The sequence below is a fragment of the Bacillus sp. ISO11 genome, from assembly GCF_003458115.1.
GTDB lineage: Bacteria > Bacillota > Bacilli > Bacillales > Bacillaceae_G > Bacillus_A > Bacillus_A cereus.
On sequence record NZ_QXCO01000007.1, the window covers coordinates 57,101 to 73,719 of the forward strand.

A 16,619-nucleotide genomic window follows, 5' to 3' on the forward strand; every position below is an offset into this window, starting at 1 on the left:
GATTTTGTCTTAAGAAAGATCCTGTAACTCAGTACAGGATCTTTAATCAAACGTTTTTAAAAGCTAAATTGTGGTTTCATATCACCTTTATAAGGTTCATGTTCAACGAATATAGTTATATCCTTACCAGCTTGGTCTTTACCAGTTCTCTTATACGTAAATTTATTCTTATTTAGTTCAGTAAGTTCAAGAGCAGCACCGTATTTGTTATTTCCAATTGAAACATGGGCTCTTATTTTATTTTCGTGTACAACATCGAAGTAGCCATAATCACCGCGGCTTTGACCTGTTTCGCTATTGAAGAACTCATATTTATTAGATTTGTCATCAAATTTTGCTAGACTTATAAAATTCGAATTAAACTGTGTTACATCGTTACCAGTTTCGTCTAATACCTTTGTTCCGTGCCAAAGGGTACCGCCTAAAATTTTATCTCCATCAACGTTTTTAACAATATCTCCTGTAGTCGTGTTCAGCTGCTTGTCCGGATCAGTGAAAGAAAGTTCTTTTTCTTTATATGGAACATGTTCAACGAAAACTTCTACATCTTTACCGTTAGCGTCTTTCCCTATTCGTTTATAAGTAAATACATTTTTATTTAGTTTTGTCATGTCAACGACAGCTTGATACTTCATTGATTCTGAAATTAATATTCTCTTTTTCCCATCATTTGTGATAAAGAAAGTTCCTTTATCGCCACGACTTGCACCTGTTTTAGCATCAAAAAATTCATATCTGCCGGACTTCGCATCATATTTTGCAAGACCAATGAAGTTTGCATTCTCTTTTGTTAAGTCATTCTTATCTTTGTCATACACTCGTGTACCTTGCCAATTTGTCTCGCTAAGAATATTAGCCATTTTTTGCCCTTTAGTTAATTTATTTTCCTTTTTTGTTTCTTTAGCAACTTGTTCTTGCTTTTGTTTCCCATGATTTTCTTCAGCTTTAGTACCAGCACACCCTGTTAATGCTAATGTGAATCCGAGCAGTACGGATGATAGTGCTTTTGTTTTTTTGTTCATGTTTTATCGTCTCCTTATTTTATGATTTCAAGTAGTACGGTTAGCGATTATAGTAGCAGTGCGTCATATATAAACTTAATTGCTACGTTTCTTATGTTAATCCCCGACTATAAACTGCCTCTAAATAAAACATTAAAAAAAGATAAACTAATTCCTAAATTTTTTTCATACTTATAAAAAGGTTTTTTACATGGGGGGAATGTAAATTTCTTATTTTGAAAATGGCGTAATCACATTGGGGTATACACATTATGCTTACATTGCGATTTTAGATGTGATGTTATACTGTGTATAAGATTTTATGTGTGTATGTTGTGTCGGTTTTTGTCGATAAGTCGATATATTTCGAAAATCGCTGATATATTTTGGAGGGGGATAAAAATGATTGTGAAAGAGCGGAAAATGCCCGTATATTTGCTGCAATTAGAAGCTTTACTTAGAAGATTGCCTGCTCATCATCCAAAAAGGAATGTGGTGGTTGAAAGTCTAGCGAAATTTATGGCCGGCTATAAAGGAGAGCAGGCGATTGAGTATCCACTTAGTTTTTTACCCGAAACAGAATACAGTATTTTACATGATATTAGGTTATTTGATCAAAAACATTATTTCCAAATTGATACCCTCATAGTTTCATCTTATTTTCTTCTTTTTCTTGAAATAAAAAATATTATTGGTACATTAATTTTTGATACAAAGTTCAATCAACTTATTCGAATAGTAGATGGTAATACGGAAGAAGGATTCCCAGATCCGCTTTTACAACTGAAACGGCAAGAGATGCAACTGAGAAAATGGCTGAATCTACATGATTTACATAATATTCCGATTGAAGCCCTCGTTGTAATTAGTTCCCCTCGTACAATTATTAAAACTTCAGATGAAATACTGTCTAGTAAAATTATCCACAGTGCAAATTTACCTAATAGAATAAAACAGATCAAAAATCAATATAAAGAAAAAGTGATTGATAATATAAATGGACTTATAGGCCAGATTATGAATGAGCACATTCCGCAACGTCAAAATGTTCTTGCGCAATATAAAATTAAAAAAGAGGAATTGCTAAAGGGTGTACAGTGTGAGGAATGTTTTACAATGGCAATGTTAAAAGAAAGACAGGGATGGCGTTGTTCAAATTGCAATAGTATGTCTAAACATGCTCATTTACGTGCTGTACAAGATTACACACTTCTGTTTAGTGTGATAACTACTAATAGCGAATTGAGGGAATTTCTTAATATGGAATCTAGTTCTGCGGTTAAAAGACTCCTCCAAACAATGAACATCACCTTCACTGGCAACAACAAAGGACGAATATATGATTTAACTTCTTTCCAATCGTAATTTTGCTATAATAAATAAGTACTTATACGAAGGGGAGTCTAAAGAGAGTATGAAGTCATTTAATATCGATCATGTTATAGCTAGTGTTTTGCAATGGATATTAAATATAGCCTTAATTATATTATCCATTGTGTTATCAATTTTCTTAGTGAATGAGACAATTACGTTCGTGCAGTATATTTTTTCGGCAAAAGAGTATACGTCTTATAAATTGGTTGAAAGTATCATCGTCTATTTCTTATACTTCGAGTTCATTGCATTAATTATTAAGTATTTTAAATCGAACTATCATTTCCCGTTACGCTATTTTATTTATATCGGAATTACGGCCTTAATTCGATTAATTATTGTGTCTCATGAGGAACCGATGGAGACGTTATTATACGCAGGAGCAATTCTTGTTTTAGTTATTGCTTTATACATATCAAATATGAGAGATTTGAGAAAAGAGTAGTAGTGCAGACATAAGTCAGCACTACTTTTTTACATCTTGACCTTCAAGTTGCTTGAAAGTTTACAATGAAATTAGGGCGTTTGAAATCGAAAAAAATTGAGAAATTAAGTGAAGAGGTTTCTTTTACTTGGAGGTTATAGGAATGAATCAGGAATTGAAGTTACGTCCATTAGAACGAGAAGATTTAAAGTTTGTACACGAACTGAATAATAATGCGCATATTATGTCGTATTGGTTTGAAGAGCCGTATGAGGCATTTGTGGAGCTGCAAGACTTATATGATAAACATATACATGATCAAAGCGAACGCCGATTTATCGTTGAGAAAGACAATGAAATGGTTGGATTAGTTGAGTTAGTAGAAATCGATTATATTCACCGTAGAACAGAATTCCAAATTATTATTGATCCGAATTATCAAGGATATGGTTATGCAGTGGATGCGACGCGTTTAGCAATGGATTACGCTTTTTCCGTACTAAATATGCATAAGATTTATTTAGTTGTGGATAAGGAAAATGAAAAGGCAGTACATGTTTATAAAAAAGTTGGGTTTATGGTAGAAGGTGAGCTTATCGATGAGTTTTTCGTTGATGGTAACTATCATAATGCAATAAGAATGTGTATGTTTCAGAAGCAATATTTTGAAAACAAGTAGTTGAAAGATTCGGAAGTAATGTTGACGCTTCGTAAAACCGTATGCTAAAATCCTTTTTAAGTATTAAGGAAGGTGCATAATATGCTTTATATAAAATTTGTAAAACTCATTAGAAAACTTTGCTCCGCACAAATGTATACGGTGAAGCGTTGTACGGAGCTTAATCAAGGGGTATAAATCCCCTATATTCATCGGCTGAATAACTTTTCTAAAAAAGTATAGTGTATCTATGCTTATTTCGTTATGGTTTTTCAGCTGGTGTATAAAATAGATTAAGGGGCCATAGACAATGCTTTGTCTATGGCCCTTTGTGTATATTATTCCGATGAGTCTTTACTATAAATTGGAGTAGTATAGGAAAAACCACGAAGCAGAGGGCTAGTGTCGAATGACGCTATCTCTCTGCTTTTTTTAATTTCAGGAAAAGAGGAATAAAAATGAGTTTACTTAAAGTGGAAAGTTTATCACATAGTTTTATAGATAAAGTATTATACGAAAATGCTTCTTTTGATTTGCATAAAGGGGAGCATATGGGAATTGTTGGACAGAATGGTGCAGGAAAAAGCACATTAATGAAAATATTGGTGGGGGAAATTATTCCTGATAAGGGAGACATAAAGTGGCAACCTAATATTCAAATTGGACATCTTGATCAATACGCAGAAATTGATGAGGGTTATACCATTTCACAATATTTAAAGAGAGCCTTTTATGATTTGTATGAAATGGAAAAGAGAATGAACAAGTTATATGAAGAAAGTGCGATGACTGGAGATGAAAATCAACTATTGAAAGCGGCAGAAATTCAAGGACTGCTCGAGGCTCGTGATTTTTATTCAGTAGATAGTATTACGAATAAGGTGGCAGCCGGTTTAGGTATTGATGTGATTGGGATGAATCGTGTGATTGGTGAATTAAGCGGAGGGCAGCGTGCAAAGGTAATTTTAGCGAAACTCTTATTAGAAGAGCCTAATATTTTATTGCTAGATGAACCGACGAATTTTCTCGATAAGGAGCATGTGGAGTAGCTTGCTAATTATTTAATGAATTTTGAAGGAGCGTTTATTGTCGTATCACATGATTTTGATTTTCTGGAAAAGGTAACTTCTTGCATATGTGATGTAGAGTTCGGAACAGTTAAGAAGTATTACGGCAAATACTCAGATTTTGTAAGACAAAAGGAGCATTTGCGAAAAGATTATATTCGCCAATATTATGCACAGCAAAAGAAAATTGAAAAAACGGAAGAGTATATTCGTAGAAATATTGCTGGGGTGAATTCAAAAATAGCGCAAGGTCGTAGAAAACAATTACAGCGTATGGAAAGAATTGCGCCACCAAGTTTTACTCATAAACCGTCTATTCATTTTCAGGAACTTCCCATTTCAGTTCAGACAGTTCTTGAAGTAAATAATCTTGAAGTTGGTTACGACTTCGCTCTCTTACCAAAGTTGAATTTTTCAGTAATGGGTGGGCAAAAACTTGTCATTACAGGTTTCAATGGAGTAGGGAAATCTACTTTATTAAAAACAATCGTTGGAAATATTGCTAGTATTTCTGGAGAGTTTCACTTTTCAGAGCAAATAAAGATTGGATATTATGAGCAAGATTTAAATTGGAGCAATGATTCTTTAACGCCGCTTCAAATTATTTCAGAACAGTTTCCTAAACTGAATATGAAGGAAATACGCCATCATTTAGCTGCGTGTGGAGTGAAGGATACGCACGTTTCGCAAGAAATTCGTACGTTAAGTGGTGGTGAACAATCGAAGGTGAAACTGTGTGGATTATTACTATCACCTTGTAACTTCTTAATTTTAGATGAGCCGACAAATCATTTGGATGCAGAAGCGAAGGAAGCTTTGCAAAAGGCGTTAATTAAGTTTAAGGGCAGCATTATACTCGTATCTCACGAAGCAAGTTTTTATCTTGATTGGGCAGATAGCATCTTTCATATAGAGACGGGATTAGTTAAGGGGGTGTGAAACATATGAGTGAAAACAATTGGAAAACGAAAATTATATTATTTTTGACCGCTCAAACTATTTCGTTGTTCGGTTCCTCTCTCGTGCAATACGCGATTATATGGTATATCACCCTTACAACATCATCAGGAGTGATGTTGACTATTTCAACTGTTTGCGGTTTTCTACCACAAATTGCGATATCTTTGTTTGCAGGTGTTTGGATTGATCGTTATGACCGTAAAAAGATGATTATGTTATCGGATGGAATTATAGCGATTGCGACGTTAGTCTTAGCAATTTTATTTTTAACAGGATATAAAAGTATTTGGTTACTTTTTATTGTGTTACTCATTCGTTCAGCTGGAACAGGAGTACAAACGCCAGCTGTGAATGCATTAATTCCGCAAATCGTTCCGAAAGAGTATCTTATGAAAGTAAATGGAATAAATAGCAGTATTACATCTTTAATTATGTTTCTTTCTCCAGCAGCAAGTGCTGCGATTCTTTCTATTGCCAGCATTGAAACAACATTTTTTATTGATGTTATTACAGCTATGATTGGAATTAGTATTATGTTTGTCATTCATGTGGAAGGACATGTGAATGTAGAAAGTAAGCAAAAATCTAATCTACAAGGAATTAAAGAAGGGTTCACTTATTTAAAAGAAAATGTATTTATTAAAAGGCTAATCGTTTTATTGATTATCGTCATGATTTTAATAAGTCCAGCTGCTTTTTTAACACCTTTAATGGTAACTCGTTCTTTCGGGGCCGAAATGTGGAGACTTACTGCTAGTGAGATGACCTTTAGTGCGGGTGCGGCAGCTGGTGGCGTATTGATTGCAGCGTGGGGTGGTTTTCGTAATCGTATGCATACAACAGCGCTAGCTTGTGCATTATATGGACTGCTTATGATTGGACTCGGAATAACACCGATATTTATTATGTATTTAGTCTTTAATTTTTTAATTGGTATAACAATGCCGTGCTTCAATACACCAGTTACTGTGTTATTGCAGGAGAAAGTAGAACCATCAATGCACGGACGGATGTTTAGCCTTGTACAAATTGCGAATTCATGCGCGCTTCCTTTAGGAATGATAATATTTGGTCCGTTGTCGGATATGTTTAGTGTAGAGATTTTGTTAATTTATGCTGGGATATTCGTGCTATTTTGCGCAATGTATATTGTATTAAGCAAGAGGTTTGAAGTGTAAATATTTATAATTTAGAAGGTTTGCGAAGTGATTTAAGATGCTTTGCAAACCTTTTTGTTGTTTGTTTAGTCAATAATTATTTATTGTTTAACAATAAATAATTATTGACTGTTAATTCTTTTTTAGATAATATGATGGTAAGAATCTAAGGGGAATTACATAAGTAGAGGAGAATGTGAAATGAAAAATAAATACGTAGTAGCTATTTCTTTCATGATTTTAGCGATTATTTCTTTAACGATACATGCTTCAAACAGTAAAGTAGGAGCGGATGGATTTCTTGAAGAACCTTTCTTTTTCCTAGTACCGATAAGTTATATATTGTTCCTTAGTGGTATTGGTATATTGCTATTTGGATTTATTACTTCAAAGCTGAAAAAGGGCAATAGATAGGGACAAAACACTCACTATGAAATAGAAACATACCATATGGAAGAAAAAGAATAAGTGAGATGAATCATGATGAATCATTATTTTTATAATGGTAGACAAGTAGGAGCTGCTATTACGCTGGCTGGGGCACAAGGGACAATTCATGCTGTGAATCAAGCTATTCAAATGCAGCAACAAGCATATTTTGCACAAATGATGCAAAGTCAGTATATGCCGTATTCACAACTTCCGATGCAAATTATACATTACGATGTACATCCAGCTGGTTTATTTTCCATTCCATATGGCGGGACATATTTCTTATGAAAAAAAGCGACTCAATAGAGTCGCTTTTTTATATTCCGCCTAACTTCATTCCAAGGAAGGCAAAGGCGATACCAATTATGTAAGTAGCACTTAAATATAAAAGGAAGATGTATAGTTTTTTACGATTGAGAAGCTGAACAGATTCTAATTTAAACGTAGAAAATGTAGTGAATGCGCCCATAAATCCAGTACCTAATAATAGTTGCCAGCCTGTAGTGACTCCGTTGCCAATTATATACCCAAGTAAAAATGCCCCTGTTATATTAATAAGGAATGTAGCAATTGGAAATTGTGTTTTATTTCTTTTCTTAAACCAATTGCTAATTGCAAATCGTGTAATCGCACCGAAAAATCCTCCTGTTGCGACTAATAAAGCTTCTATCATGAGTAATCACCTTCTGTAAGAGATTTCTTAATTAAGAAATCTCCAAGTGTATAGCCAAGGCCAGACATAATGAGGCCACCAAGTATGCTGCATGATACATATAAGAAGGCTATGCTCCACTCAGAATGATTGATCAATTGCACAGTTTCTACACTAAATGTTGAAAAAGTCGTAAAGGAACCGATGAATCCAGTTCCGATGCCTGTGATAACCTCTGAAGGTAAGATGTTTAGCCGAGCGATATAAGTAGTTAGCCACGCTAAGAAAAAGCAACCGATTAAGTTAATGAGTAATGTTGCCAATGGAAATGAATGATGCCAAAATGTGTTGATATTAAGACCTAAATAATAACGAGAAAGAGCTCCTAATATACCAGCAATGCCAACGATAATATAAATCAATTTTCTCACCTCTTTAAATAGCTTGCTCAAAAAAATAGACTCCTACCAGTATCCATACTGGTAGGAGTCATTAGCTAAGCAGCGTTTATGGCGAACTCCATCGCCTATGATTATTACATATAGTGTACTAAATATACCGTTTAATTTCCAGTGAGGAGGAGGGTGTAACTTTTCTTTTTTTGATGTCTGAAGGCTTTTTAAGTAATTAAAATGGGATCGATTACTTATCAACTAAATATAGTGATATACGGTTTTAATTATGATAAAATGTTTCTTATGTGTGTCGTTTTGTTTTATTTGACTGAAAATAAAGAAAAATAAATTTGCGTGAAAAGGAGTCATTTATTTGAAGAAATTTTTAAAAATCGTATTTACATGTGTTTTAGTAGTAGCGGGCATTGTAGGAGGATTTCTAGCTTATATGACACTTACTAAAGAACAGCCTGCTGATGTTATAAGCTTGAAGGTAGAGAATAATAAGGAGCGCGTATTAGCGACTGGAAATGAGTTTAAAGTTACAACATTTAATATTGGATATGCTGGGTTAGATAAGGATCAAGATTTCTTTATGGATGGTGGAAAGGGATCTGGTTCAAGTAGTAAAGAGCAAACGGAAACTAATTTAAAGAATATGCTTTCGTTTTTACAAAATGAGAATAGTGATTTTGCACTATTACAAGAAGTTGATATAAAGTCACTTCGTTCATTTGATGTAAATGAACATGAATTTTTGAAAAAAGGATTACCTGATTATGTTTCGTCATTTGGCAAGAACTACGATACGAAATGGGTTCCAGTGCCAATAACAAATCCAATGGGATATGCGGAGGCTGGATTAAGTACGTTTTCTAAATACACTGTTCAAGAAGCGAAGAGGTTCCAGCTGCCTGGAATGGAGCCTTGGCCAAAGCGTTTGTTTGATTTAGATCGAGCAATTGTGGAATATAAAATTCCTGTTAATAATGGAAAACATGTTAGACTCGTAAATTTACATTTGTCTGCTTATGATGAAGGCGGGAAAATTAGAAAACAGCAAGTAGAGTATTTAAAAGAATATATGAACAAGCATTATGAAAATGGTGGTTACGTAATAATGGGTGGAGATTGGAATCAATTGGTTTCGAACGCTCAATTAAGTGATCCGAAGTTCGTGAAAGAGCGTCCTGAGTGGTTAGTAGAGTTACCGAAGGACTTTACAGACGGTGGCTTTAAGTGGGCTGTAGATCCGTCTGTTATGACTGTAAGAGATGATGTAAAGAAATATGTAGAAGGTGAAAATTTCGTCACTATTATTGATGGCTTTATCGTTTCACCGAATGTAGAGATTGTAAATGTACAAGGGAAAGATTTAAAGTTTGAAAATAGCGATCATAACCCAGTAAGTGCGGTATTTAAACTGAAGTAATTGATATGTATAAGTAGAAGGTGGGGCTTCATATGGAGTGGTTAAAGAGGACTTGTTTTTCTAACCTTGAGAAAGAATCACAGAAAAATCATTTATTACTGTTTATAACGATTTGTAGTTTCTTCCTTGGGATAATCGCAATTGGGTATTATGGATATATTTTTACAGAGAGAGCCATAGCATTTTGGATTTGTGGTATTTCTGTCGTTGCATTTGGAACGCTTTTTACTTTTATAAAAAGTATGGAATCAGCGTATAAATATATCATGACATTTATGTTGCTTACAATGTCTTACATTATGGTACAAGCTTTTAATGAAAGCCCGGCTGTATTTCAAATGGTCTATTTTACATTAGCTGTTTCACTTATTTATTTAAGCGAGCGCCTCATTTTAATTATTGGCGGGGTAGCTGTTGTGATCACATTTATCCTTTGTAGCTATTGGCCGGAGCAATTTTTTGCTTATACAGCCTCATCTGAAGCTGCTAATTTCGCAAGTTTGTTAGCGATTGTAACAATCGCTATGTGGGGCGTCACGAAAATCGGTTCTAATCTGCTCCTTCGTTTAAGTGATGAGAAGCAAGAAGTAATGAGAAAAGCTCAGGAGTTAGAAGAGACGCAAAGACTTATTGAAGAAACAGTTGTGAAACTAGATAGTAATTTCAATCATTTAAGACAAAATATGAACACGTCGATGGAATCGATGAGTGAAATTAATTTTGCCTTTGAAGAGGTGGCAGTTGGTACGCAATCACAATCAGAGATGATGTATCGTTCGGTAGAAGTATTGAATGATATGGAGGGAAATATTGAGCAAATCATCTCTCAAGTAAGAACTGCATCGGCTCATGTGGATGAAAGCTTAGAAATTTCAAAAGGTAGTGTACATACTCTAAGAAATTTTGAAACTAACATGAGAAGTTTAAATGATGTTGTTTCACAGTCTGGAATTATATTTAGAGATTTAATGATGCAATCGAAACAAATTAATGAAATTGTAGATGTAATAACGAATATTTCAAGTCAGACGAGTTTGCTAGCTTTAAATGCAAATATTGAAGCTGCGAGGGCAGGCGAGCATGGAAAAGGTTTTGCTATTGTAGCGAGTGAAGTGTTAAAGCTTGCTGAAGAATCAAATCGTTCTGCGGGAAGAATTCAAGGGATTTTGAAGGAGTTTAGTAATCAAGCAAGTAAGGTAGAAGTGCAAGTAGAGAAGTCAGAAAGAGTGCAAGAAGAATGTAACGAGATGTTAGCAAGTGTTTTAACAAATGTAACTGATTTAGGGAAGTTTATTGATGCGATTAATAAAGTAATGCGAGAGGTTGTTGTTCATCAAGAAAGTTTCCAAGTTAAAACGACGAATATTGTAAAGGATGTTACGCATGCTTCTAACGTAATTCAGCAAACTTCTACAGCTACAGAAGAAGTGCTAGCGAGTGTGGAAGAAGAAAAACATCGAAATGATACGTCAGTGAAGACGTTACAAACTGTTAGCGAGCAAGTGAAGTTGTTAGAAGATATTTTAGAAAAGTAATATTGCTTAGAAAGAGCACGAGTGATGTGCTCTTTTTTCATTGAAACGAATACTTGATAGGAATTTAATTGCTTTTCTGCGCGTTTTCTGCCAAGCTTAAGGAGATAAAGTGAGACTAGTACATACTGATTATTAGCCCTCACCAATCAAGCTATCCGCAAATAGCGGAATAAAATACTTCAAAGAAAGAATTATATAGGTGACGCATATGATCGAAGTTAAGACTTCTGAACTTAGTGATGGAGAATTTAATAGAGGTGTATTTGCAACTCGTGATATTAAAAAGGGTGAGTTGATACACGCAGCACCAGTTATCTCTTATCCGAATGAACAGCATGAACATATTGAGAAAACGTTACTTGCTGATTACGCATTTGAGTATGGAATCAATCATACGGCAATCCTTTTAGGATATGGTATGTTATTTAATCATTCATATACACCGAATGCAACGTATGACATCGTTTTTGAGAATCATACATTTAACTTCTATGCTTATAAAGATATAAAAGCAGGAGAAGAAATTTTAATCAATTATAATGGTGAAGTTGATAACGATGAGCTGTTATGGTTTGATAAAGAAAAAGAAGAGAACGAAAAGTAATATAAAGAGTATAGAAAGAGTATAGAAAGAGCACATTCTGTGGGATGTGCTCTTTTTTATTGATGTAAATAAAGTAAAAAGTACAAAAAAATACCACTTTCTTTTTGTGTGGTATAGTAAGATACTGAGGGATAGTGTTTTGAAAAAGTCATATATTTTACAAATTGTTGTCTTTCTGATGACATGTCAAGTTTAGTAGTCCATTTGGGTTGCTTTATTATGCAATATATATTTTAATATGAGTGGCACCTCTTATAAATTAAGAGGTTTATAGGTGTCTCGAATTGATTTTGGGTACACTGTATCCACCACTTTAGGTTCTTTCATGTACGTGGGGATATTATGGGCCCGTATAACGGGATAAAATGAATATAGAAATAGAGGAATCGTAAAATGAATATGCAAGAGGTTTATAAATATTTAAGTACGGTATTGCCTGAAGGACATGTTAAACAAGATGAAATGTTAAAGAATCATACGCATATTAAGGTTGGCGGAAAAGCAGATGTTTTCGTTGCGCCTACAAATTATGATGAAATTCAAGAAGTTATCAAATATGCGAACGAATATAATATTCCAGTTACGTTTTTAGGAAATGGATCAAATGTCATTATTAAAGATGGTGGAATTCGCGGAATTACAGTAAGTTTAATTCACATTACAGGTGTTACTGTAACAGGAACGACGATTGTAGCACAGTGCGGTGCGGCAATTATTGATGTATCACGTATTGCACTAGAACATAACTTAACGGGTCTTGAGTTTGCTTGTGGTATTCCAGGTTCAGTTGGCGGAGCATTATATATGAATGCTGGTGCATACGGCGGTGAAATTTCGTTTGTATTAACAGAAGCTGTCGTAATGACAGGTGATGGAGAGCTACGTACTTTGACGAAAGAAGCATTTGAATTTGGATATCGTAAGAGTGTATTTGCGAACAACCATTACATTATTCTTGAAGCGAGATTTGAACTTGAAGAAGGTGTACATGAAGAAATTAAAGCCAAAATGGATGATTTAACGTTTAAACGTGAGTCAAAACAGCCTCTAGAATATCCTTCATGTGGTAGCGTATTTAAGCGCCCACCAAATAACTTTGCTGGTAAGTTAATTCAAGACTCAGGACTACAAGGTAAGCGAATTGGTGGAGTAGAAGTTTCTTTAAAACACGCTGGATTTATGGTGAATGTTGATAACGGAACAGCACAAGATTACATCGATTTAATTCACTTCGTACAAAAGACAGTTGAAGAGAAATTTGGCGTGAAGTTGGAGCGAGAAGTAAGGATTATTGGAGAAGATAAAGAATAACGAAATACGTATGAAGATATGAATTATTTTAAAATAACATTTGGGTATTGTTGACAATTTGTTTTCAATTCAATATAATGGCTAATAATTTAACAAATAACATACGTTGAAAGAGCCCAGTAGCAGTTTGTCACTGTTAACGAGAGAGCTAGGGGTTGCTGGAACCTAGCACAAACAAACTTGCGAATTACACTCTGGAGTATCTTAGGTAATGCTAAGCGGACTAGCAATCGATATTATTGCTAAGAGTGGTATGAGTAGCTATGCTATTTATGCAAACTGGGTGGTAACACGGTGAATAATCGTCCCTATGTCTATCGTAGACATAGGGGCTTTTTTGTTTTTAAAAAATAAAGGGGATGACAAAAGATGAATATTATTGATGAATTAGAATGGCGCGGCGCCGTTAATCAGCAGACTGACGAAGAAGGATTACGTAAGCTAGTAGAAGAGAAAAAGATTTCACTATACTGCGGAGTTGATCCAACTGGTGATAGTATGCATATCGGACATTTGATTCCGTTTATGATGATGAAGAGATTCCAATTAGCTGGCCATCATCCTGTTATTTTGATTGGCGGGGCAACAGGAACAATTGGTGATCCGAGTGGACGACAATCAGAGCGTCAACTTCAAACGTTAGAAGTGGTTCAGCATAATGTAGATGCGTTAACAGCACAAATGAAAAAGCTATTTGATTTTGGTGGAAATAGCGAAGTGAAGATGGTAAATAACTATGATTGGACACATGAAATAAATATTATTGAGTTTTTACGTGATTACGGGAAAAACTTTAGCATCAATAGCATGTTAGCGAAGGATATTGTAGCAAGCCGTTTAGATACAGGTATTTCTTTCACAGAATTCACGTACCAAATTTTGCAAGCGATGGACTTCCACCATTTATACACGAAAGAGGATGTTCAACTTCAAATTGGTGGCAGTGACCAATGGGGAAATATTACGAGTGGTTTAGATTTAATTCGTAAGTTAGAAGGTCATGAGGCGAAAGTATTCGGATTAACGATTCCGTTATTATTAAAATCGGACGGTACGAAGTTTGGTAAATCAGCGGGTGGTGCGGTTTGGCTTGATCCTGAAAAAACGACACCGTTTGAATTTTACCAGTTCTGGGTAAATACAGATGACCGTGACGTAATTAAATACTTGAAATACTTTACGTTCTTAACGAAAGAGCGTATTGATGAATTAGCAACGAAGGTAGAAACAGAGCCTCATAAACGTGAAGCGCAAAAAGTGTTAGCGGAAGAAATGACGAAATTTGTTCATGGAGAAGAGGCGTTCCTGCAAGCTGAGAAAATTACAGCAGCGTTATTTAGCGGAGATATTAAATCGTTAACAGCTGATGAAATTGAACAAGGCTTTAAAGAAATGCCAACATTCCAGTCTTCAAAAGAGACGAAAAACATCGTAGAGTGGCTAGTCGATTTAGGGATTGAACCATCTAGACGACAAGCACGCGAGGACATTAATAATGGTGCGATTTCTATGAATGGTGAGAAAGTAACAGATGTGGGTACAGATGTTACTGTAGAAAATTCATTTGATGGAAGATTTATTATTATTCGTAAAGGGAAGAAGAACTACAGTCTTGTGAAATTAGGATAATAAGTAAGGCTGGAAAATATATCGGCGATTTTTCGAATATATCGACCGTAACTCAAATTATATCGGCGATTTTCGAAATATATCAGCGCAAATCCGAATATATCAGCGATTTTCCCAATATATCGATTTACCGACAAAAAGCGACAATAAGAGCTGTTCCGAACGGGACAGCTTTCATTATAAAAAGTCAGTATATTTAGATAAATTTAAAGGGTATATAATTTTTTTGACGAATAAATAAGTTAGAGAAAATTACGGATAAAAAATAGCCCGAACCATGCAGGGCATGATTCGGGCTTATATTCAGATTAGTAAGCTAAGCTGAATAGACCTTTAATGTGTGATAAGTAACGAACGTTACTTGCTTCTTTCATTAATGATGCTGGTAAGCCTTTAAGTGGAGTATTACTTGCTCCAATTGTAGCAACCGCATCTTTACGTCCTAGACTAGCAAGTGTTCCAGAGTTTACAGGTGCGAACTCTTCCAATGCTTTGCCTTCTAGTGCTGCGTATAAGTTGTATCCAATTAACTCACCCATTTGCCAAGCGATTTGTGCAGTTGGTGGGTATGGACGTCCGTCTGGAGCGAAGACAACAGCGCTGTCTCCAGCAACGAATACGTCTTTGTGAGAAGTAGATTGTAGGTATGCATCAACTGTTGCACGTCCACGGTTAACTTCAAGACCTGATTCACCGATTAATGGGTTACCTTGTACGCCGCCTGTCCAAACGAATGTGTTAGCAACAAGTTTTTGACCGTCTTTTAAGTCGATTTCATTGCCAGCAACGTTTGTTACAGGAAGACCAGTTAAGAATGTAACACCGCGTGCTTCTAGGCTAGTAGTTGCACGTTCGATTAAGTGGTCTGGTAATACTGGAAGGATTTTTGGACCTGCTTCAACAAGAAGAAGTTTCACTTCTTTTGGATTTACGCCGTGGCTTTTTGCAAGTTTAGGCATAATGTCAGCAAGCTCACCAACTAGCTCAACGCCAGTTAATCCGCCACCACCGATTACGATTGTAGCATCAGCTTCGTTTTTCGTTTTCGCGTATTCACGAATACGGTCTTCAACGTGTTTGTAGATTTTGTTTGCATCAGCAGCAGATTTTAATACCATGCTGTTTTCTTCTAGTCCTGGAATACCGAAGTAAGCAGTTTTACTTCCTAAAGCAACTACAAGTGCATCGTAAGATAAAGTAGTGCCACCAGCTAGTTTGATTTCTTTGCTATCAACTGAGAATGACTCAACTGTTGCGATTTTAAGATCGATGTCTTTCCCTTTGAAAAGCTTTGTAAGTGGCATTGCAACTGCTTGCTCAGACACGTTACCAGCTGCAAGGCGGTGTAGTTCAGTGATGATTTGGTGTGTTGGGTATTGGTTAATCACTGTAACTTGTGCTTCTGATTTGCTGTAATATTTACGTACGTTTAAAGCGGCAAGAAGACCGCCATAACCAGCGCCTAAGATGACAATTTGTTTTGACATAGTATGATATCCCCCGTCTTTACTAATTGTTGTTATAAGTTAAATTATTTATTGTTACGTTCTGCACTAATTTGAAGATATGCGTTCACAAAGCGGAACATTTTTTGTGCTTGTGGATCTTTTAGTAATTTTAACAGACCGAATAGGCCGATAACTTCGTTGCTTTCTTCAGCACGATCTTTCGCTTCGATTGCAGTTGCAGCCATGCTTTTCACTGTATCTTTTACAGGTTCTACAAGCTCTGTAATTGCACCAACAGTGTCGCTTTTTAATACTTCATCAGTAGCAACAGTTTGAGCGAAGTCATAAGACTTAGTTAAAATGTTAACAAGCTCAGTTAATTTTGGAAGCTGTTCTACTAGTGTTGTTAATGATTCTTGTACCTCAGGTTTTAACAACTGATCAAGTACATCAAGTTGTCCTTGGCTAGCAGAAATTTGTACAGTTTCTTGTTCTGGCTTTGTTTGAGTCATAGTTTCTGGCATCTCCAATTCTCCTTTA

Annotated in this window: 16 protein-coding genes, 1 pseudogene, 1 riboswitch and 1 other annotated feature; of the genes and pseudogenes, 12 read left to right on the forward strand and 5 right to left on the reverse strand. The window is 35.4% G+C overall.

All coding sequences use genetic code 11. The features are described 5' to 3' along the window. Nucleotides 1-56: 56 nt before the first annotated feature. Entirely contained in the window at nt 57-1,022 is a 966-nt protein-coding gene (locus D1166_RS09420) for a DUF4822 domain-containing protein (RefSeq protein WP_001036620.1), read from the reverse strand. A gap of 381 nt (nt 1,023-1,403) precedes the next feature. On the opposite strand from D1166_RS09420, the gene D1166_RS09425 reads away from it, so the two are divergent. From D1166_RS09425 to D1166_RS09455, 7 genes and pseudogenes are all read left to right on the forward strand, one after another. Beyond that, nucleotides 1,404-2,366 (forward strand): nuclease-related domain-containing protein, encoded by a 963-nt coding sequence (locus D1166_RS09425; RefSeq protein ID WP_000635744.1) that lies wholly within the window; start codon nt 1,404-1,406, stop codon nt 2,364-2,366. Between the two features lie 49 nt (nt 2,367-2,415). Next, on the forward strand, nt 2,416-2,820 hold the full coding sequence (gene psiE, locus D1166_RS09430; protein WP_000834708.1) for a phosphate-starvation-inducible protein PsiE: 405 nt from the start codon (nt 2,416-2,418) through the stop codon (nt 2,818-2,820). A 142-nt stretch (nt 2,821-2,962) separates the two neighbouring features. Next, nucleotides 2,963-3,478, forward strand: a complete 516-nt coding sequence (gene speG, locus D1166_RS09435) for a spermidine N1-acetyltransferase (RefSeq protein ID WP_001071092.1) — start codon at nt 2,963-2,965, stop codon at nt 3,476-3,478. 437 nt (nt 3,479-3,915) lie between these two features. Continuing rightward, nucleotides 3,916-5,463: pseudogene (locus D1166_RS09440) on the forward strand (ABC-F family ATP-binding cassette domain-containing protein). A gap of 5 nt (nt 5,464-5,468) precedes the next feature. Further along, entirely contained in the window at nt 5,469-6,662 is a 1,194-nt protein-coding gene (locus D1166_RS09445; RefSeq protein ID WP_118043291.1) for an MFS transporter, read from the forward strand. Nucleotides 6,663-6,842: 180 nt separating this feature from the next. Further along, the gene (locus D1166_RS09450; protein WP_000792610.1) at nt 6,843-7,055 is read left to right on the forward strand and encodes a DUF3955 domain-containing protein; all 213 of its coding nucleotides are present in this window, start codon (nt 6,843-6,845) and stop codon (nt 7,053-7,055) included. A gap of 66 nt (nt 7,056-7,121) precedes the next feature. After that, nucleotides 7,122-7,361: a DUF3947 family protein gene (locus D1166_RS09455; protein ID WP_000980955.1), complete on the forward strand. Its 240-nt coding sequence runs from the start codon at nt 7,122-7,124 to the stop codon at nt 7,359-7,361. Nucleotides 7,362-7,389: 28 nt separating this feature from the next. Here the strand turns inward: D1166_RS09455 and crcB (D1166_RS09460) are convergent, their stop codons facing one another. Next, a complete protein-coding gene (crcB, locus tag D1166_RS09460; protein ID WP_000568580.1) occupies nt 7,390-7,746 on the reverse strand; it encodes a fluoride efflux transporter CrcB in 357 nt (118 codons plus the stop codon). Next, nucleotides 7,743-8,147, reverse strand: a complete 405-nt coding sequence (gene crcB, locus D1166_RS09465) for a fluoride efflux transporter CrcB (protein WP_000639312.1) — start codon at nt 8,145-8,147, stop codon at nt 7,743-7,745. Before crcB (D1166_RS09465) ends, crcB (D1166_RS09460) begins: the two co-directional genes overlap by 4 nt. Before the next feature lie 54 nt (nt 8,148-8,201). After that, nucleotides 8,202-8,261, reverse strand: a riboswitch (Fluoride riboswitch). A gap of 232 nt (nt 8,262-8,493) precedes the next feature. Here crcB (D1166_RS09465) and D1166_RS09470 point away from each other — a divergent pair. From D1166_RS09470 to tyrS, 5 genes are all read left to right on the forward strand, one after another. Further along, nucleotides 8,494-9,552 carry an endonuclease/exonuclease/phosphatase family protein gene (locus D1166_RS09470; protein WP_118043292.1) on the forward strand — a complete coding sequence of 353 codons (1,059 nt, stop codon included), beginning with the start codon at nt 8,494-8,496 and terminating at the stop codon, nt 9,550-9,552. A gap of 32 nt (nt 9,553-9,584) precedes the next feature. Beyond that, nucleotides 9,585-11,087 (forward strand): DUF4077 domain-containing protein, encoded by a 1,503-nt coding sequence (locus tag D1166_RS09475; protein ID WP_000455078.1) that lies wholly within the window; start codon nt 9,585-9,587, stop codon nt 11,085-11,087. A gap of 208 nt (nt 11,088-11,295) precedes the next feature. Next, the gene (locus D1166_RS09480) at nt 11,296-11,691 is read left to right on the forward strand and encodes an SET domain-containing protein (protein ID WP_000573649.1); all 396 of its coding nucleotides are present in this window, start codon (nt 11,296-11,298) and stop codon (nt 11,689-11,691) included. Between the two features lie 393 nt (nt 11,692-12,084). Continuing rightward, nucleotides 12,085-13,002 (forward strand): UDP-N-acetylmuramate dehydrogenase, encoded by a 918-nt coding sequence (gene murB / locus D1166_RS09485; protein WP_001057107.1) that lies wholly within the window; start codon nt 12,085-12,087, stop codon nt 13,000-13,002. A 97-nt stretch (nt 13,003-13,099) separates the two neighbouring features. After that, nucleotides 13,100-13,315 (forward strand) — a binding site (T-box leader). 56 nt (nt 13,316-13,371) lie between these two features. Next, the gene (gene tyrS, locus D1166_RS09490; RefSeq protein WP_001021098.1) at nt 13,372-14,631 is read left to right on the forward strand and encodes a tyrosine--tRNA ligase; all 1,260 of its coding nucleotides are present in this window, start codon (nt 13,372-13,374) and stop codon (nt 14,629-14,631) included. A gap of 308 nt (nt 14,632-14,939) precedes the next feature. Here the strand turns inward: tyrS and D1166_RS09495 are convergent, their stop codons facing one another. Further along, entirely contained in the window at nt 14,940-16,118 is a 1,179-nt protein-coding gene (locus tag D1166_RS09495; protein WP_000043203.1) for an NAD(P)/FAD-dependent oxidoreductase, read from the reverse strand. Nucleotides 16,119-16,162: 44 nt separating this feature from the next. Further along, nucleotides 16,163-16,603 carry a DUF1641 domain-containing protein gene (locus D1166_RS09500; RefSeq protein WP_001115311.1) on the reverse strand — a complete coding sequence of 147 codons (441 nt, stop codon included), beginning with the start codon at nt 16,601-16,603 and terminating at the stop codon, nt 16,163-16,165. Nucleotides 16,604-16,619 lie beyond the last annotated feature (16 nt).